Consider the following 18,974-nt stretch of genomic DNA (forward strand, 5'->3'; position numbering starts at 1 on the left):
TTAATGGCACTTTGATGAATGATATTGCTTCCCATGAGTTATTGAACCGAAGATACCGAATACTTTTCACTGCTTTTACAAAATATCCAGATCTCGCGCCACATAATAACTCGGTACCATCAACCGGAATCCGGTCTTACGCAGCTTCGAGACATCCTTTAGTTCGGATTATTGATAAAAACATGTACGAAAAGGATTACGAAGCATCTGTCATGAGCTATTTCGAGCAAAAAATAAAATCGCATGAATTGCCTTCAGGATTACTTTCTGCGACACCAGGTAATATTAAAGCGGAATGCATAAAAGTCTGTACTAATCGTTTTGAATCGAAAGACGAAGTCATTATGGAGGAGTTTGTGCAGAAAAAAGAGGACGCGAGCAGCTATATCCGGGAGATATCAAAGCCGGATACATTAACACCTTATTCTGTTGATAAAGTCCATTACACTAATTACAAAGGACTTATTCACTTTTATACGATCAACGGACCACATCCGCTGGACACAAGCCGACGGTTGAAGCCGATGAGCATACACATTCTTGAAAAGTATGTGTATCATACCAAACATTAACAAAAAAGGTATCAGGGAGATTTTCATTGTATTGGCGCATGACTTTGAACATCTATTCGATACAATTTTTCCATTGTTTTATATTGAGGTGGATGGACAGGCAAGCAGTCCCTTTGAATTAGCAAAATACATAATACCATTAGGAGCCTGTGGACCAATTTTGATTGTAGGCGTTATAATCAGCACGGCTATAATGCTGTATTTTGGGCATTGCCATGTACTGCACGCTCTGTGCGTAAATAAGAGTCTTCCCGAAAATTATTAACACCAAAAACAACCATACAGGGCGTACGGTGACTATTTTTAATAAAGCCACAAATAGTAAAATTTTTTCAAAAATTATTTATTTAAAATCTACACATAATCTCAAGTCGATTAATTCAAAATTGCATTCTTAATACACTGATACGCAACGTTGAAGTTAAACGCTACAATGTGATATATCTCTGTAGTGCACGAAAATCAATATAAAGATTTTTTCTAATTATTAATCTCCTATCTACTTTTTCAACCACTAATTAATGCCAGAAATAGGCAACTACACTTAACTACAAACAAACCGCTGCCCAGTATTTTATATATCATGCGTCCGCAAAGTAACATTTTTGTGCACAAGCCTAATGGCAAGTGCATTCGCGGCCGCAATCGTAACTTCCTTGTTGAGTTTGAAGATGTACTAGGTGCGTGGTGCTGAGAAGGTTATTGAGGAAGAAAGTGTTATATACCCAATGTAACAACAATATAACGAGTAAGTTCCGTTTGATGATGATAAAATCAAACAACATGAAAAAGAAATCCATTATTCTAACAATCACCTTCACAGTCCTTTTGTTAAAATTTTACCAATGTTGCAATTTCGTGTCCGGTTGCAGGTCAGAGAAAGCATAGAACAAAGGTTTCCTAAATTTCATCTTTTGAAACATCTAACAATAGTTCGTAGGCTTTGTTAACATTAAGCATGACGGTTCGATCAACTATTTATAACAGTAAAGCCTTAACTGGAAATAATGAGGTATAGTGGTAAGGTTTTTTATTTTTAGCATCTTTCTTAATACTACTTATACGCGCATTAAGCTAATTTAATTCATTAGGATAAGAAATATATTGATTGAAATAATAAGCTAATATAGATAACGAAGGAATAGAACCTCATATTTTTGAAAACCACCAAGTTCATGACCTTAGTGATACCAAAATCTTATAATTTATATAAAATTATTAATAGGCAAGTAATTGACAATGTGATGCTAATCTCCTTAAATTTCTTTTTGATGTATTTAAGATTGTAATATTTATTGTTTTAACACTACTGGCACGGAAATTGGCCCATTTGATTTATCTAATTAAATAGGAATATCGTTAATCCCTTTAAAGATTTATTCATGAAAAAAATAATTGTCGCAGGGCTACTTGCCGCTGCATTCAGTATTGTCTCATGTGGAGGCAATGCCGATAGCCAAAATGACGATTCCGATAAAATTAATAACTCTGACACCAATGATCCCGACAAGGGTAGCCTTGATGATGGCGCTGGAACAGATACACTTTTTAAATCAAAATCTGAAAATGCAGATACAGTTAAAATGAATCAGGATGGGACAAAAGAAGAAAAAGCCGGACAGTAAAACGCCATATAGTGGTGACGTTAACTTGCCAAATAAGTTCATTTTTAAGCCGGAGCAATGGCTAGCCATTACTTGGGCAATTATCTTGTGTGTCTCAATTTTTGGCGCATTTATGGAAACTTAAGTTGGGATCGACTTTAAATGAAACGGACAAGCAGTGCCAAAGCTTTCCGCTTTCATCAATTTTTCGTCGTAAAACTTATTATAACTGTCTATATGGTCTCTCTCGTCGTCTTTTTGTTAGTGATGATATCAATTAAAAATCGACTTTATTGCTGGATAAGCGTAAAGACCTGTTAGAAATTGACGCCCAAATTTGTGCTTATTTAATTGATTTTCAATTTCATCCATATTTGGATGAGTTGGGTACGGCGGTTGATTTTATCGGCATCGTTAAACCCATCAAAACTATTCGAGCTCACATTTTGCCTTGATCAATTATGCGATAGTCAATGGAATCTAAATATGCTTCAAGTATTTAAATAGTTCTTGACGCTATTGACTTCATCCTTTATTTCGTATAATGTTACCTGGACGCTCCATTCAGGTCTTTTTTTCCACTATCCGCATCAGTTATTCCTTAAGGCAAAAGCATAGCCAAAAAGCGATGATACCTTCAGCATCAGTAAGGGGTGTCTGAAACATCTGCTGTAGTAACCTTCTTCGCCGGTCGTTCGCGTTTTATTAAAAAAATAAAGACGGAACCCGACTTGTATTAACCTGAAAGGTTCAAATCTTCCAGGGTTTGCTTGCCTATCTTAAATAGCTTGCTCATTATTGGCAATCCGCCCCGCCCGGTTTTAGAATATCCAAATGCCTCTATTATTAAGGATAATCATACTGTGGCGATCTGCACTCAACCCTATGTTAGGGGTGTAGGTATAGGATAGACTATTATCGTTGATTTTGATTGGTAATAAATAGACGTGATGCTTTTCTACCTAAGCGGCTAATCTCGTCCTCGCATCGCTTACTTTCATATATGACTTAATCGGATCAAATGGTTAATAGTGTACGGAAAAATTTTCTTAAACCAGCAGAAGCATATGGGAAGTTATAAGCTAAGTTATTTAATTGTCATGAAGGTATCATATTTATCAGACAAGGCAATAACAATTGCATTTCAGTAGGAATAGTTTAATCTTTAAGTTAAATACCTTTAACTGAGTGATATAATTTAAACTTTATCTATGAAAACAAAAAAACTACCATCAAAAGTCATCTCCTTTGCTTTTGTGTTGATTATTGCAATGACTGTTATTTACAGTTGCCGCAAGGAGAGCCGCGAATCTAACGCTACAGAATCTGTTGATGAACCTAAAATTGAAGCCGTTGACATCGAAGAATTAAAAAGTATTTATGAAAAAGAGACAAATCTCAAGGTTAATGCACTACAGGGGCAGAACCTTCAGCGATTTGTCAGAGGTAAAAAGGTAGATTGGACTCATTATTTTCAAAAAGATCGGCCAGACGCAAAAGTAATTGACTTCGACGTTGAACAGGACAGCAACATAGTCGTGCTTGAGCAACTTAAAGACGGAAAAAAGAACAACTACCGAAATAACACAAAAGCTGTATTTCTTGAATACAAGGATGGTAAACGACTTAATTTTTATATGAAAGTCATTGAGGATGTTTCTGTCAATGGAGGTTTCTCTGTAGCAAAGGATGTTCATTACGACTACGTTCCAACCAATTTCAACGGACTAATTTTATATTACACACTCGATAAATCATTCATGGGTGGATACCGGTATTCTGGCGGTAAACCCACAAAGAATATATCGTTGAATGACAAAAAACTACCTGGAACAAGTAATGTAAGAAATGGGTTGAAGGTAAATCTTGTTCAAACCTGTGTAACATATGATGTATATGAAGTGTGGTGCGAATGGGGCGGCACTCCTGACAATCCATACCAGTACTTTCACGGTTGCGATGAAACTTATATAGGTTCTGTCACCGAATGCTCAACCAGCACCGGCGGCGGTGGTGGTGGTGGTGGTGGCGTACCCAGCGATCCAGGTTATGGCGGTGGAGGTGGGACACCTCCGACACCTAATCCATGTACACCTGCAGCACCTACCGTTTCGGTAGCATCAAAAAGCGGCACGCTTAAGGTAACCCTTGTACAACCTCCTGATGGCGGTGGCGGTGGTGGCGGCGGCGGTACTTCTCCGTGTCCAACAGTAACTCCTCAGCAGCAAAAAGAAGAGGACCTTGAAGAAGCACTTGAAGAGGATCCTGATCTATTAATTAAATGCGCGGTTGCTGAAGCGTTTAAAGCGCTGGCATCGTACAAACCACCAGTGCCAGTAGTAGCGAGGATTGATGGCCTGAATCAAAGCTCTACAGATTTTACTTTATTTTCGAACCCGTACTTTGTACAGCAAATAAAAAATGCGGCCGGCTATCAAATTAACTTAGACCGCTTCGAGATCAATGTTCAGCAACTGCCTATTATTAACGGGCAACCGGTTACAGCGCCTCAGTTTTTAACATACATGCGTCTTAACATAAATAATTTCATTGATAATAGCATTGCGAAATTTGTACCCTATGATGATCAGGGTCACCAGGTAAATGATTATGCGAAATGGAATTCCAGCGACCCCATGTCAGCAATTTTACACTTAAACATGGCGGACAATGGATCTGTGATTGTTAGTGATGTTGCGAGCAACCATTGGACTGTTTCAACATTAAGAACGCCAATGGATGGCGCTCACCCGGTGAGTGGGAACAGAAGCTGGGGATTTGATGTGAAAAATGATGGAACCTATACTTTTTATGTTACCGGGGCGGACCGCTTAACAACCGGCAGGCATGAAATAGCACAATACTTATTTGGAATTCCTTTCGATGGCGCAGATAATCTTTGGAGCAGCTTTCAGACAAAGGTTACTAACTTTGTGAACAGTTCTAACGGAAGTGCATCTGTTGGTAATAGCATTAAAGAAAGGCCACAATATCAAATGGTAAGAGACTACTTTGATGGTAAAATAACCTTGCAGCAATTAAAGGCCATGGGAGCCTGCGAATAATTATGAAAGATACTGAAAAGGTAAATACACTCATCAAGGCAACATTAACAGGTGCGGCGCTGTTAGTGCTGTATAGTTTTATCTTCGATCTGGTTTACGATATTGCCAATACATTTGATAAGATTAAACAAGTTTTGATGTATTTACTTGAGTATTTAATTTTTAGAAGCTGGATAATAGCATTTTTGATTATATTTTATTATCAATTATTTAAGAACGCGCACGCTACGTGGTTTATAGCTCTTAAAATATTGTTTGTTGTAGGCGTATCCTTTATTCTTGCATTACACTATGGCAAAGATGATTGGAGCATTACCATTAATATGCCGCGAAATGAAAAATACATACCGGTTTATACCCTCTCGGGGCTAACTTTATGGATGTTCTTTTCAGACATTTTGAAACGGAAAAGCGAAAACGCTTTGAATTGATAGTTAGTATAAATTCAGATATTAAACTTTTACTGCTGTAAAAAGGCTTAGAAATGGGTCAGTGTCGCAGCGCAACGCTGGGCATTATGCGTTCGTACGAAACGGCTGACCGAACTTGACGCCTCTTTTGTCCGTTTTCTTTGGAAAATAGCGTAAGTGGCTACTTATTCCAAGCAGTCCTTTTCGTGTTTTGCAACCAGAAAATCCTGGGCGGCACTCAGGAAGCGGTCAAAATTCAAAGCATTTTCTCCGCGGAAATTCGCTAACGGGCAGTTTACGCTCCGCATCTGAACCGGGCAGTGAAAACAAAACGAACTGAACGAAACTTCGATCCCGTTTCCTTGTTCCATATCCATGGCGAAGAACGATACGGACCTTTCCGGCTTTGTGCGGGTGCGGGGTGCCCGAGAACATAACCTAAAGAATGTAAACCTCGATATCCCCCGCGATGCACTGGTGGTCTTTACGGGTATCTCCGGTTCCGGGAAATCCTCATTAGCTTTTGGTACGCTGTATGCAGAAGCACAGCGGCGCTACCTGGAATCGGTATCGCCTTATGCCCGCCGGTTGTTTAACCAAATGTCTATCCCGGAAGTCGATGAGATCGAAGGCCTGCCACCTGCGGTCGCTTTGCAGCAGCAACGCGGCGCGGCCAGTACCCGCTCCACGGTAGGCAGCGTTACGACCCTGTCCAATTTATTACGCATGCTGTATTCCCGTGCGGGCGACTACCCGGCAGGGCAATCGATCATTTATGCGGAATCATTTTCACCCAATACACCCGAAGGTGCCTGTACGGAATGCCATGGCCTCGGCCGGGTTTACGAGATCACCGAAAAATCGATGGTGCCCGACGACACCCTGACTATCCGGGAAAAAGCGATCGCCGCCTGGCCATCGGCCTGGCAGGGACAAAACCAGCGGGACATACTGACCACCATGGGTTACGATATTGACATTCCCTGGAAAGACCTGCCCAAAAAAGACCGGGACTGGATCCTGTTCACCGAAGAACAGCCTGTCGTGCCGGTATATTCCGGTCATACCCACGAAGAAATTCAGCGCTTTATCCAAAACAAGCGCCAGCCGGACTATATGGGCACCTTTACCGGCGCGCGCCGGTACGTCAGGCATACGTTCGCTAACACACAAAGCGCACTCATGAAAAAAAGAGTAGCGCAATATATGATCAGCAGCGAATGCCCGCTATGCCATGGAAAGCGCCTGCGCCAGGAATCCTTGTCCGTCAAGTTCGCCGGCTACGATATTGCGGAACTGTCCCGGCTTGCCCTGAACAAACTGGCCACGATCTTCGCACCCTATGCGAGCGGCGAGGCCAAAGCCCTCAAACAACTGGAAGAAAAACACCCCGAAAAGGTCGTTGTCGCCAAACGCATCGCCGAAGACTTCCTGGCCCGCGTACAGGTCATGCTGGACCTGGGCTTGGGTTACCTGACCATCGAAAGAAGTACCCCAACCTTATCGCCGGGGGAATTGCAGCGCCTGCGGTTAGCCACCCAGGTTCGCTCGAATCTTTTCGGAGTCGTGTACGTGCTGGACGAGCCATCGGCAGGTCTGCACCCGGCCGACACCGAGGCCCTGCTGCGGGCACTGGACAAACTCAAGGCATCCGGTAATTCCTTATTTGTGGTGGAGCATGAGATCGATGTGATCCGGCATGCCGACTGGATCGTGGATGTCGGCCCGGCAGCAGGTGAAAAAGGCGGTCATATTTTATACAGCGGCTTGCCCGAAGGTCTGCGCGAGGTCAAAGAATCGCTCACGCGGCATTATATCTATGACGATACCACGAAAACGATCAGCGATCCCAGGAAACCTAAAGACCGGTTAACACTGGAGGGCGTCACGAGAAACAATTTACAAAACCTCGATGTCGCTTTTCCTTTAGGCGTGTTAACCAGCGTGACCGGTGTCTCCGGCTCTGGCAAAAGCAGCCTGGTCAGCCAGGTTTTGGTAGAACTGGTGGCGGAGCATTTGGGCTTGCAGGTGGATATCACAGCCGATAGTGAAGCAGATCCGCTGGACGAGGCGCTAATACAAACATTGGGCGGCCATATTACCGGTGGTATGCAAAACATCAAAAGACTGGTGGTGGTCGACCAGAAGCCTATCGGGCGTACACCGCGTTCTAACCTGGCCACTTATACCGGCCTTTTCGACCATGTCCGTAAACTCTTTGCGGCTACGCCCATGGCCAAAGCGCGCAAGTTCGATGCCGGCCGCTTTTCATTCAATGTCGTCAAAGGCCGCTGCCCGCATTGCGAGGGTGAAGGAATGGTCATGGTCGAACTGCTGTTCCTGCCAAGTGTCTACACCCCTTGCCCGACCTGCGGCGGTACCCGTTATAACCCTAAAACATTGGAAGTTACCTATAAGAACAAAAATATCGCGGAGGTACTGGCCCTGACCGTAGATGAGGCCGCCAACTTTTTTGATGAAGAACCGGCGATCAGCCGCGCGCTGGAGGTCGTGCGGGAAGTTGGACTGGGCTACCTTCGGCTCGGACAGCCCGCGACCGAACTTTCGGGCGGTGAAGCGCAGCGGATCAAACTGGCAACAGAGCTGCAACGCGCCCAGCATGGTCAAACGCTGTATGTGCTGGACGAACCGACCACAGGATTGCACCCTTCAGATGTGGAGCGCTTATTATTGCAACTGAACCGCCTGGTCGATGCCGGCAATACGGTGATCCTGGTAGAACATGATATGGACGTGATCGCGGCCAGCGACTGGGTGATCGATATCGGGCCGGACGCGGGTGAATCAGGCGGCCGGATCGTGGCCGAAGGTGAGCCGGCAACGATCGTCAAAAACAAAGCGAGCCGCACCGCTCCCTACCTGGCGAGGCATTTATGAAAGCAGATACCCCATCTTATTTGAATTTTGATACCGGCAAATATGCCTGGAAGCCGGACATCGATTATAAAAAATACCCCGAACTTTATCGTGTAGGTAAAGGCGAACAAGGCGTACTGATCTGCGAACCCTACAAGAGCGAGATCGGGTCGAACTGGCGTTTTAAGACCGAGAAGATCGCTAAAGAAAGCAGCGCAAAGATCAATGCACAGTTCCAAAACTATCTCAACCAAGGTGATTTTGTCGGGGCTGATATGGCGCGTAAATACTTACAGATAGAGAACGTCGGTAAAAGCATCTCAAATAGAAAAGTCGAACTGCATAGGTATATAAGTTCTGCCTATGAAGGCATCCTATTTACAATAGAAAACGCTGCCAAAGAAAATGATCTCATTATTAAGTTTGGTCAATTATCTATCGAAAACAGTGGTTAGTTGAGAAAGTGCTCCCATTGCGACATTTGGAAATTTAAGCGCGGGTTGATCAATGAGTTAAGTTCGTGTGTGATCTGAAAGACATCGTACTAAAGCGACAAGCCGCTGGTAGAATCAGCGGCTTGTCGCTTTTCAGATAATTGCTTGATCGACTTTACGTATGAAAGATAAAACCGGCGATTTAATACATTATGCTTATTGCGATTTTCGGCAAATCCTTAATGGCAAATTTTTGGTATTTAACGTCTTTGTTATCGAAAAGTAAAGCTATCTCGCTTTACATTTCAATAAATTAGCAAAGTAGATGGCTGCACCAAAGTCGTTTGCACGACGGCGATAGCTTATACAATTTTGATACACCTTTAATTCTATACCATCATCAATAATTTAAACTTCGCAGTTCGCTATTAATTATTTTTTCGTCCATTGGCCTATGATCTCATAGGCAGCCGGGCTACGTTCGACATTCAATTCTTCCAACACTTTCTCAAAATCGACCGCATAAGGACTTTTCATCTGTACGTTCATAAAATGTTCTATGTTATCATTCCATATCTCATAAACAAGAAATTCGCCTGGGTTTCCAATGGCTTCATGCAAATTCGCACTTACAAAATTCTTTTCATGACTGATGGTGTCAAAAAGATCTGTCAACACTATTTTAAATTTTGCTGAGTTCTCAGGAGTCGATTTGAACCTGATGCTTAATATTAATTGATCCGCTTCCGTAGTTTTAGTTGGTTGTTGTGCCATTATTTTAAATTTATGAAATTGTAAATGCTATTCTCAGCGCTAAAATTCTGAATGTGTATTTTTCCTTAAAATAGACCATTGTTATTCTCGGACTGCCCGGTTATTTTTTGCAGCACGTCCCAATGCTCGACGATCTTACCAGCAGCATCAAAACGGAATATATCGATCCCTGCATAATCCGAGTCGCCGGGCCAATGTTGAAGACAATGTAAAACCACCAGGTCATTTTCTGCGATAATGCGTTTGATCGTAACATGTTTACCTGGGTACTCAACAGCCATTCTTTCGAAGTAAGAAATAAAGCCGTACTTTCCATCTGCTACAGTTGGATTATGCTGAATATAGGTCTCGCCAGCGTACAAAGAAATTGCCTCTGCTGGCCGGCAGTCATTGAACATAAGTTGATAAAATGCTATCGCTGTTTCCTTGTTTTTGTCCGTCATAATATATTCTACTTGTGCAATAGTTTGATGGATTAATTATTACTACATGATATTACATTACCCAAGTTATACCGTTCACCTCGTGTCCTGCTTACTTTATGTTAATTAAAGCAAGCTCTCCCTCAAGATCGCTTAACGATATCTTCCCAGCTGCGAAACTGATCTCCAAAAGGGCGGTTTGCTCTTTTGGTGTCAGTGCTCTGTCCTGAATAATATTTACCAGTTCATTTTCATTATCAGGGGGTATCATGACACTCCGTTTCTCAAAGAATGCTTCAAAATAACGGGTTCCGAATTTTCGTTGAGATACGGCATCAAAATGGAGGTCGTCTTGGTTAGCCTTCAATCCGGCAGCCGTCACGAAGTAAGCGTTCGGCCTGGTCTCGGCGAATTTCTGAAGCGACTGGTTGACCGCATTATATTCTGTGAAATATTGACCATATCTACCCCTGGTTAGAAAGTCTCCTAAGCCACCCGCTATAAAAGGGATATCAGGAACACCAAGCTCACGACGAAACGCATCAACAATAACATCTAATTTATCATAATACACTGCGGATCGCCCGACAAAACTATCATTTTCACCCTGGTGCCATAAGATCCCGCTCAGTGTGCTCATGCGCTGGGCTGCTTTCGCCTGGAAGACAGCATTTTCAAAAAGAGCACCACCAACTTCCCAGTCATCAAGGCTTGAACCCCCGTCGGCGCATGGAATAAGCCCGATCTGCCCATTCTCATTTTTCAGCCTCCATGCACCCGCAAAAGATGCAGCAAGCCCGATACCCGCGGTCGGACGGTCAAAATTGATAGGCTCTGTCATTGTCTGCCAACGTCCATTGATCAACATTTTGATATGCTCATCGTAGATCTGTTTAACATCCTTTAGGTACCCGCGTCCTGCCATATTGGATTGGCCGACCATTAAAAAGGAATTTATCATCTATTTTATATTTATATCGGCTAATTTTTCAAGGATTTGATCACCCGATCAAAAGCTGACCATATCAATTCTTCTTTGATCTCGAACGGCGCACCGGTTATGCTTCGGCCTTGTTGGTGAAAACGCATTAAGGTATATAAAGGGCCGAACGCAATGGACCAATAGACATCGATCGGCAGGGCATCCATTTCTCCACGTTCTACATTTACTTCGATGAACCTACCCATGTTCTTCTTGAAATTGGCAAGAAACCCGGCTGAGTCATCATTAAACATCTTCAGGAATTGCTGATGATAAGATGAATTGCTTATCTGGTCGAAGAACTGTCCCAATCCAGGATTCTCCATCATATAGTTAAACCGGTTTCTCCATTGTATCCTTAAACCTTCTTCAAGACCCGCTTCCGGATCGAAATCCATGTTCATAGCTGCTTCCATTTTTGCACCTTCTTCCAGCACGATCTTTACGATCAGGTCGTCCTTGTCTTTGTAATACACATATGGTGTGCCGACCGAGATACCGCAGGCCTTTGCTAATTTGTTGATCGTAAAACCTTCCAGTCCGTCTTTAACAATGATTTCTATAGCCTTCTGTCGTACCAGTTGCTTCTTTGTATCGTCTTTTGTCCTCATAAAAAATTACAAAACAAAATTAAATGAATAATCATTTAATAATATATTCATTTGTATTTAATTTCAATTATCACTAAAAGTAAAAAGAGAAAGAACATGGAAAAGAGAGTTATCAATCCCTGGTCCTGGCAGGAACAACTCAGCTATGTACAAGCTGTAGAAGTAAAAAATGTAGAAAGCACCCTTTACGTTTCAGGACAAGCAGCGGTACATCCCGATGGCACATCCAGTAAGGCTGATATGCGCACGCAACTACAGTTGGCGATCCATAATTTGGAAACCGTGATTAGTGGAGCAGGTTATCAATGCAGTAATATCGTTAAACTTACGATTTACACAACTTCTTCTGAGACATTTATTCAAGATTGTTTCGACCTGTTTCAGGCTTTTGTGGCAAAGCACGGTATGCAACAAGTGACGACACTGATGCAAGTAGTCGCCCTAAACGATACATTGAATGTAGAACTGGAAGCAACCGCGGTAAGATAATAAGGCAAGACAAAGTTTATAGTGCTTTATAATGATTACAGATAATAGTCAGCTTTCCAATCAATACAACAGCGTAATTATGGCGAAAAAAAAATTAAATACCATTTCAGGTATAGACCACATTGGGATCAATGTTCCGGATATTGATACCGCAACCCTTTTTCTTCAGGATGCCTTCGGGGCGGAAGTATTGTATGAATCTTACAGTAAAGAAAAACAGGCGTTAGTGGTTGAGGATGCTGATGCCACTACTTTGAACATGGCACAGCGATCGGAGCTTCATTCCTGTCGAATGATTAAAATAGGCAATGGGATCAATATAGAGTTATTCGAAATTCATGTTAACGGCCAAAGGGAGCCTCTAAGATCCAGCGATCTCGGATTGCAGCATTTTGCTGTTTATACAGATGATATTTCAGTATCGCTCCAAAGCTTTACTTCTGCAGGTGGTAAAGTTCTATCTGAACCAAAGCCGCTATTGTTTCCTTTAGAGACCGGGGAAAAGAACTTCTTTTGCTATGGGATAACACCCTGGGGCAGCACTGTGGAATTTATAACCTATCCCGAAGGAATGCCTTATGAGAATCAAACGAGCCTCAGAAGATGGAAGGCAGGTCAATGAGACATTGTACTTCAATTATCTCTAAGAGCATGACCTTTTGAACAAAACAAATTAGAGCTTTTGAACAAAGTTTGCCATATAATAGCTGCTTAGATTTGTAATCAAATATCGACTACAAATGAAAAAATTAAATAAGGTTTTGATTACAGGTGCAGCCGGCGGTTTTGGAACAAAGATCATAGAGGCGTTACTCAAGGAGGGTTACACGGTGACTGGCGCTCTCAGAGATGCTACCGGGAGAAACAAGGCAGCCGCTGAAGCTTTACGACAGCGTGGAGTGTTCGTGGTGGAAATTGACGTCACGGACGACGATAGTGTTGAAGCTGGTGTAAGCAAGGCGTCAGATGAAATGGGGGGTATAGATATATTGATCAATAATGCAGGAATAGGCACTGTGGGTATTCAGGAATCATTTACAGCGGAAGATTGGAAAAAGGTATTTGATGTCAATGTATTCGGCGTACAGCGAATGACACGCGCCGTATTACCATTTATGAAAAAACAACAGCAAGGCCTGTTGCTGTTGATCTCCAGCCTGAGCGCAAGGCTTGCGGTACCATTCCCTGGCCCATATTGCCCTTCGAAATGGGCGGCGGAAGCATTAGCTGAAAGCTATCGTACTGAAGTATCCAATATGGGTATCGAAAGCTGCATCATTGAACCAGGCGCATTTCCAACCGAATTCATAGGGTCACTTTTGCAGCCGAGTGACAGCGAACGAACATCTGACTACGGCGTTATAAAAGATATGCCCGAAGCAATGCTCGCTTCAATAGAAAGTGTATTTGAAGCGAACCCAGAGCAAAGCTTGAACAGGATCTCTGATACCGTTATCGATCTTTTAAAGATGCCGCATGGCGATCGGCCTATACGAACTGAGGTAGACACCATGTTCATGGGCGAGCTTGTCATACCATTGAATGAACAATTAGAAGCCGCAAATATTAAAATGTACGAGGCTTTTAAGATGTCGCACCTGATCAAGGTCAAAAAATAAGCGTGATGAAATGACGGGCTGTAGCCGGTCATTATTGGAACCTGGCGTAAAAAACTATGGAAAAGAGATTAAAAGACCCATCGGCTGAGGTGGTCATAACCTGTCTCGAAGATAGATTATTAAAGAACGAAGTGATGTTGAACTATCATTGCTTCGTTCGCATATTATCCGGTGGATTAAAGGTTGTTTTGGCTGATAATAGTATGACTTTTGGCCCTGGCGACACGATATTGTTCCCAAGACGCCAGTTATCTACCATCATTCAATATCCAATGAACGAGCTGCCGTATAAGTGTTTGTTAATTATCCTGAAGGATGATCGTATTAAGGATTATTACTCTCGTCATAAGGTTGATAAAAATGCTGTACATTCCGTATCTGTGCATTATTTTGAGCAACATCCGCTACTGGAAAGTTTCTTCAATTCATTACTGCCATACTTTGATATGCAGGGTAAACTACCGGAAAGTTTGTTAGGTCTAAAGATCGACGAGGCAATAACTATTTTAAGGATCCTTGACAAGGATGCAGATGCATTATTAGGGAATCTATCAGAACCGGATAAGATCGATCTTGCCGGATTTATGGAACAGAATTATATCTTTAACATGCCAATCGCCAAATTCAGCTATTTAACAGGAAGGAGTTTGCCCACATTTAAACGTGATTTCAAAAAACTGTATGGAATGCCGCCTCAACGGTGGCTCACAGAAAAACGGTTGAAGTTAGCGCATTACTTACTTGCCGAAAAGCAAAAGAAACCTGTTGAGGTTTTCCGGGAAGCAGGATTTGAGAACCTATCGCATTTTTCTTATGCATTCAAAAGAAGGTATGGATATGCCCCTACAGAATTTCGATCCGTAATCTGAATTTGGTCAGTGTCTATTCAAGGTTTTATCGCCTACGCTTTTTAGACGACCGGTGGTCCGCCCAAGAGTGTAGACTATGCGTTGCAGCCTGATTTCAGAATGAAATGGCCGGAATGGATAGAATCTCCCAGGATAGAAAATTGCGTCGTTTCATATCTTTATTTTTAGCTGGATTTTTCTGTTTTTTTAGTTGCTTTAGTTTGCCGGCAAAGCGTTTATCCGTCAGCGCTTCTATAAAACTGACCAGGTCGGTTTTCTCCTGTTCCGTTAAATTCATGGGTCTGGCAATCAGCGTATCGCGGCCGATGTCATGCGGAACAACCTTATCCGGATCATTATAATAGCCGATCACCTCTCTGAGCGTTTTGAACATGCCGTTGTGCATGTACGGCGGGGTGATCGCGACATTACGTAAGGCTCCGATCTTGAATTGGCCAAGGTCATTTGGTCGTTTTGTAATAGCAGCGCGGCCGCTATCCCTGAGTGCTATTCCGTCATATAAGCCAATCGAGCGGAACTCGGTATTGTTAAAATCGGCGCCGAAATGACATTTCACACAATTGGCCTTGGTGCCGTTGAATAAAGCATAGCCGCGTTTGGCAGAAGCACTAACCGCGCTTTCATTATGGTTCAGCAGCCAGTCGTCCAGCGGAGCATCGCTGGTTTCCAGCGTGCGTTCAAATTCCGCGAGAGCTTTGGCCAGGTTGCGCTGATTAGGCGCTTCTTGAAAAATGGCCTGGAATAACTTCCTATAGGTCTTGTTATTATTCGGCCTCCATATAGCTGTCCTGACCGGGAGATCCATTTCGATCGGGTTTTCAATAGGAATCAAAGCCTGCTGCTCGAGTGAGTTTGCCCTGCCATCCCAAAAGAAAGCCACCTGCAGTTTCATATTCATGGCCGAGGGTGTATTGCGTACGCCTTTTTGGTTACGCACACCGAGACTCACCGCTGAGGTATCTGCAAAAGCGAACTCCTCCTTATGGCAGGAAGCGCAGCTGATCTTTTGGGTCTTGGATAATATGGGGTCAAAGAAAAGCTTGCGGCCTAATTCAGCCGGCGTATTTAGTTCGCTATCCGTAAATGCACTTTGTGATACTACCAATACCAGGCCGGTTAATATTAAGATGAGATACAGCTTCTTCATATCTTTTGATTTTCCAGGCTCGTTGTATTATTTTAATTTTCTGAACAGGAAATTATCGGTGCCTTCCCGGCGGCCCTGGCAGGTATCCCGGATCACATGGAATTTTAGAGAGTCCTGTCCGAAGAATTGCACTTGATAAATACCTGTGTAACCTGTACCACAGGTGCTGTCATCGATATATAGCGTGTCGTGCTTCAGTTGATATTTACCGGTGACAAAAGCCTTCTTATTGATAAACCCGCTGTAAGTACCGTCGGATTTGAAATTGCCGATCAGTGACGTTTTAGAACCCTGGAATATGCGGATGTTCTCCCAGCGGCCGACCAGCGGGTTAGGCCCATCTTTTAGTTTAAAAGCGGATAATACGACAAGGGCCAGCAGGCAGGACAAAATGATCTTTTTCATAAATTCCTCCCTAAAATTGTCCACTCAAATTTTTTCTGCTTTGAGTAACAAGATAGTAACAAAAATAAGAAATACATCGCTAATTATCCAAGAATTTGGACAAGTAAAATTAACATAAATTATTAACAATGAGCTGTTTAATTGCCGTTAGTTGTCGTTAGTTTTGGTTGTTTGACAGGGTCACTTGCCGATACAAAACTTACTAAATATATTATCCAACAGGTCGTCGGTTGTAACGGTGCCGGTGATCTCGCCTAAGTAGTGCAGGGCTTGTTTTATGTCCATAGCTAAAAAGTCGGAAGTAATATAACCGTCGATACCGTTCAGCACGCGGTTCAGGGCGTCTTCGGTTTTTTGGAGCGCTTCGAGGTGACGGATATTAGTTACCAGGGTTTCGTTGCCGGTAAGTTGTTCTTTTATGGCTGCATGATATACTTTGTCCTTCAGCTCATCAATATGCTGCTTTTGCTGTGCCGATACCTGGATTACTTCCGCGGGCAGGGTGTTGAACTGCTCTTCATTTAGCAAATCTATCTTGTTGGCTACCAACAACAAATTCATCCCCGGGCGTTGCAGCTTTTCAATATCTACAGTAAGTTCATCGGCGGTTATATGGGCAGCATCATAAACGTAAATGATCAGGGCTGATTGATTAATCTTCTCCATTGTACGCGCCACCCCTATCTGCTCAATGGCATCCGTAGCTTCGCGTATGCCAGCGGTATCTATCAGCCTGAAATTAATCCCCCTTATGTTCAGCACCTCCTCTATGGTGTCGCGCGTAGTGCCGGCAATATGGCTTACAATGGCACGTTCCTCGTTCAGCAAGGCATTTAAAAGGGTTGATTTACCGGCATTTGGTCGCCCTGCAATAACGGTGTTCACCCCTTGTTTTATGGCATTACCCAGTTCAAATGAACGAATAAGCCCGCCAATCACTTTCATGATATCAACCACCAGTTGTTTTAGCTGGTCGCGGTTGGCAAATTCTACATCCTCTTCCGAAAAATCAAGTTCCAGTTCAACCAATGATGCAAACTGCACTAACTGTTCGCGCAGGTTAGTTAGCTGGTTGCTGAAACCGCCACGCAATTGCTGCAATGCCACTTGTTGTGATGCTTTTGAATTAGCGGCTATCAAATCGGCAACGGCTTCGGCTTGCGAAAGGTCGAGCTGACCATTCAAAAAAGCCCTCAGGGTAAACTCGCCCGGTTTGGCGGCTCTGGCCCCTTTTTTTATCAGCAACCGAATGATACTTTCTAAAATATAGGTCGATCCATGGCACGATATCTCCACTACATTTTCGCGCGTGTATGAGCGCGGCGTTACGAATAATGACATTAGCACCTCATCCAGCAGTACATCGCCATCGGCCACATGGCCAAAATGTATAGTGTGTGATGCCTGTTTGGTCAAATCCTTGCCTTTAAACACGCTATTGGCAATGCTAATAGCTTCGGGACCTGAAAGGCGGATAACGCCGATGGCACCAACGCCATTGGGTGTGGCAAGTGCAACAATGGTATCTTCGTGTAGTATCATACGTTGCGGCAAAGGTCGGCATAAATCGGCAACTTTCAACAATGAAGCATCAGGCGCATGTCATCCCGAAAAAAACCTCATCTTTGCCCTGCATTATGATAACCTCTTTCGAAGCTTTTTTAGATACCCTCTCCGTTCACCATGTTGGCAACCAGGCACAGGATGAAATGTATTCCCTGTCCGACGAGCCGCTTGACCTGAAGGACGAAATGATCCCCCGCCTGCTGATGCAGTATTTTTTAACCCCGTTTGAGAAAACAAACGAGGTATACCACCTGATGCATCATAGCGACATTAACCTGAACGAAATATACAGTTTTGCCACGCAAATTTTTGAGGATAACGAGCGTTTCCATGAGCTATCGCAGCAGATAGCCAAACACCTCTACAGCGTATCCAATCACCCCAAAATAAAACCGGGCGAGGTGTATATCGGCTTGTTTAACCAGGTTCAAATAGAGGGCGAACTGCTGGATGCCATTGGTATATTCAAATCAGAAACCAAGGAAACCTACCTTAAAGTATACCCCGACAAAGGCGGCTACAAAATGGACTACGAAGAAAACGGCATCAATATTAATAAGCTGGATAAAGGCTGCCTGATCTTCAATACAGCGAAAGAGGAAGGTTATAAGGTTGTTGTGATCGATAAAACCGGCAACAGCCAGGAAGCCGCCGTTTATTGGAAAGACGATTTTTTGCAGCTAAAAATCCGTAACGACAACTTCAATCAAACCGCCAACACGCTCAGCATCTATAAAAACTTTGTTACCCAAAAGCTTGATGATGATTTTGAGATGAGCAAGGCCGACAAAATAGACCTGCTTAACCGCAGCATGAAGTATTTTAAGGAGAAGGAAACCTTTGATATGGACGAGTTTGCAGGCGAGGTGATCGGTAATGAGCAAGCCATCGAATCATTCAAAAACTATAAACAACAATACGAGGAAGAGTTTGAAACCCCGATTGCCAACAGCTTTGAAATTTCAACCAACGCGGTAAAAAAACAAGCGAGGGTGTACAAAAGCGTATTAAAGCTCGACCGCAACTTCCATATTTATATTCATGGCGATAAGGAGCTGATAGAAAAGGGTTTTGATGATGATAAAGCCATGAATTATTATAAAGTTTATTTTAAGGAAGAACAGTAGT

Annotated in this window: 18 protein-coding genes; 11 read left to right on the forward strand and 7 right to left on the reverse strand. The window is 43.0% G+C overall.

Going from position 1 to position 18,974, the window contains the following annotated elements; translation table 11 throughout:
- Positions 1-182 precede the first annotated feature (182 nt).
- From LJ707_RS04850 to LJ707_RS04875, 6 genes are all read left to right on the forward strand, one after another.
- Positions 183-572 carry a hypothetical protein gene (locus LJ707_RS04850; RefSeq protein ID WP_228949667.1) on the forward strand — a complete coding sequence of 130 codons (390 nt, stop codon included), beginning with the start codon at positions 183-185 and terminating at the stop codon, positions 570-572.
- A gap of 1,382 nt (positions 573-1,954) precedes the next feature.
- Positions 1,955-2,197, forward strand: a complete 243-nt coding sequence (locus LJ707_RS04855; RefSeq protein ID WP_228949668.1) for a hypothetical protein — start codon at positions 1,955-1,957, stop codon at positions 2,195-2,197.
- A 1,190-nt stretch (positions 2,198-3,387) separates the two neighbouring features.
- Positions 3,388-5,241, forward strand: coding sequence for a hypothetical protein (locus tag LJ707_RS04860; RefSeq protein WP_228949669.1), 1,854 nt, complete (start codon positions 3,388-3,390; stop codon positions 5,239-5,241).
- A gap of 2 nt (positions 5,242-5,243) precedes the next feature.
- A complete protein-coding gene (locus LJ707_RS04865; RefSeq protein WP_228949670.1) occupies positions 5,244-5,672 on the forward strand; it encodes a hypothetical protein in 429 nt (142 codons plus the stop codon).
- 354 nt (positions 5,673-6,026) lie between these two features.
- Positions 6,027-8,549, forward strand: a complete 2,523-nt coding sequence (gene uvrA / locus LJ707_RS04870) for an excinuclease ABC subunit UvrA (protein ID WP_228949671.1) — start codon at positions 6,027-6,029, stop codon at positions 8,547-8,549.
- The gene (locus LJ707_RS04875; protein WP_228949672.1) at positions 8,546-8,983 is read left to right on the forward strand and encodes a DUF4385 family protein; all 438 of its coding nucleotides are present in this window, start codon (positions 8,546-8,548) and stop codon (positions 8,981-8,983) included. The genes uvrA and LJ707_RS04875 overlap by 4 nt, the downstream gene beginning before the upstream one ends.
- Before the next feature lie 411 nt (positions 8,984-9,394).
- On the opposite strand, the gene LJ707_RS04880 is transcribed toward LJ707_RS04875, so the two are convergent.
- The 4 genes from LJ707_RS04880 to LJ707_RS04895 all read right to left on the reverse strand — a co-directional run bounded on the left by LJ707_RS04880 (position 9,395) and on the right by LJ707_RS04895 (position 11,751).
- Complete coding sequence (locus LJ707_RS04880) at positions 9,395-9,736, reverse strand: putative quinol monooxygenase (RefSeq protein WP_228949673.1); 342 nt, start codon at positions 9,734-9,736, stop codon at positions 9,395-9,397.
- 65 nt (positions 9,737-9,801) lie between these two features.
- Positions 9,802-10,179, reverse strand: coding sequence for a nuclear transport factor 2 family protein (locus LJ707_RS04885; protein ID WP_228949674.1), 378 nt, complete (start codon positions 10,177-10,179; stop codon positions 9,802-9,804).
- Between the two features lie 91 nt (positions 10,180-10,270).
- On the reverse strand, positions 10,271-11,119 hold the full coding sequence (locus tag LJ707_RS04890) for a sialate O-acetylesterase (RefSeq protein WP_228949675.1): 849 nt from the start codon (positions 11,117-11,119) through the stop codon (positions 10,271-10,273).
- 20 nt (positions 11,120-11,139) lie between these two features.
- A complete protein-coding gene (locus LJ707_RS04895) occupies positions 11,140-11,751 on the reverse strand; it encodes a TetR/AcrR family transcriptional regulator (protein ID WP_228949676.1) in 612 nt (203 codons plus the stop codon).
- Positions 11,752-11,847: 96 nt separating this feature from the next.
- Here LJ707_RS04895 and LJ707_RS04900 point away from each other — a divergent pair, with 96 nt between their 5' ends.
- From LJ707_RS04900 to LJ707_RS04915, 4 genes are all read left to right on the forward strand, one after another.
- The gene (locus LJ707_RS04900; protein ID WP_228949677.1) at positions 11,848-12,240 is read left to right on the forward strand and encodes a RidA family protein; all 393 of its coding nucleotides are present in this window, start codon (positions 11,848-11,850) and stop codon (positions 12,238-12,240) included.
- 79 nt (positions 12,241-12,319) lie between these two features.
- A complete protein-coding gene (locus LJ707_RS04905; protein WP_228949678.1) occupies positions 12,320-12,862 on the forward strand; it encodes a VOC family protein in 543 nt (180 codons plus the stop codon).
- A 118-nt stretch (positions 12,863-12,980) separates the two neighbouring features.
- Positions 12,981-13,859: an SDR family NAD(P)-dependent oxidoreductase gene (locus LJ707_RS04910; RefSeq protein ID WP_228949679.1), complete on the forward strand. Its 879-nt coding sequence runs from the start codon at positions 12,981-12,983 to the stop codon at positions 13,857-13,859.
- A 56-nt stretch (positions 13,860-13,915) separates the two neighbouring features.
- Positions 13,916-14,728 (forward strand): helix-turn-helix domain-containing protein, encoded by an 813-nt coding sequence (locus LJ707_RS04915; protein WP_228949680.1) that lies wholly within the window; start codon positions 13,916-13,918, stop codon positions 14,726-14,728.
- Between the two features lie 94 nt (positions 14,729-14,822).
- On the opposite strand, the gene LJ707_RS04920 is transcribed toward LJ707_RS04915, so the two are convergent.
- The 3 genes from LJ707_RS04920 to mnmE all read right to left on the reverse strand — a co-directional run bounded on the left by LJ707_RS04920 (position 14,823) and on the right by mnmE (position 17,822).
- Positions 14,823-15,875 carry a cytochrome-c peroxidase gene (locus LJ707_RS04920; RefSeq protein ID WP_228949681.1) on the reverse strand — a complete coding sequence of 351 codons (1,053 nt, stop codon included), beginning with the start codon at positions 15,873-15,875 and terminating at the stop codon, positions 14,823-14,825.
- 27 nt (positions 15,876-15,902) lie between these two features.
- Positions 15,903-16,280, reverse strand: a complete 378-nt coding sequence (locus LJ707_RS04925) for a hypothetical protein (protein WP_228949682.1) — start codon at positions 16,278-16,280, stop codon at positions 15,903-15,905.
- A 180-nt stretch (positions 16,281-16,460) separates the two neighbouring features.
- On the reverse strand, positions 16,461-17,822 hold the full coding sequence (mnmE, locus tag LJ707_RS04930; RefSeq protein WP_228949683.1) for a tRNA uridine-5-carboxymethylaminomethyl(34) synthesis GTPase MnmE: 1,362 nt from the start codon (positions 17,820-17,822) through the stop codon (positions 16,461-16,463).
- 95 nt (positions 17,823-17,917) lie between these two features.
- Between mnmE and LJ707_RS04935 the strand changes: the two genes are divergently transcribed.
- On the forward strand, positions 17,918-18,973 hold the full coding sequence (locus tag LJ707_RS04935; protein ID WP_228949684.1) for a nucleoid-associated protein: 1,056 nt from the start codon (positions 17,918-17,920) through the stop codon (positions 18,971-18,973).
- Position 18,974: the final 1 nt, after the last annotated feature.

It is taken from the genome of Mucilaginibacter sp. UR6-1 (assembly GCF_020880975.1).
Lineage (GTDB): Bacteria > Bacteroidota > Bacteroidia > Sphingobacteriales > Sphingobacteriaceae > Mucilaginibacter.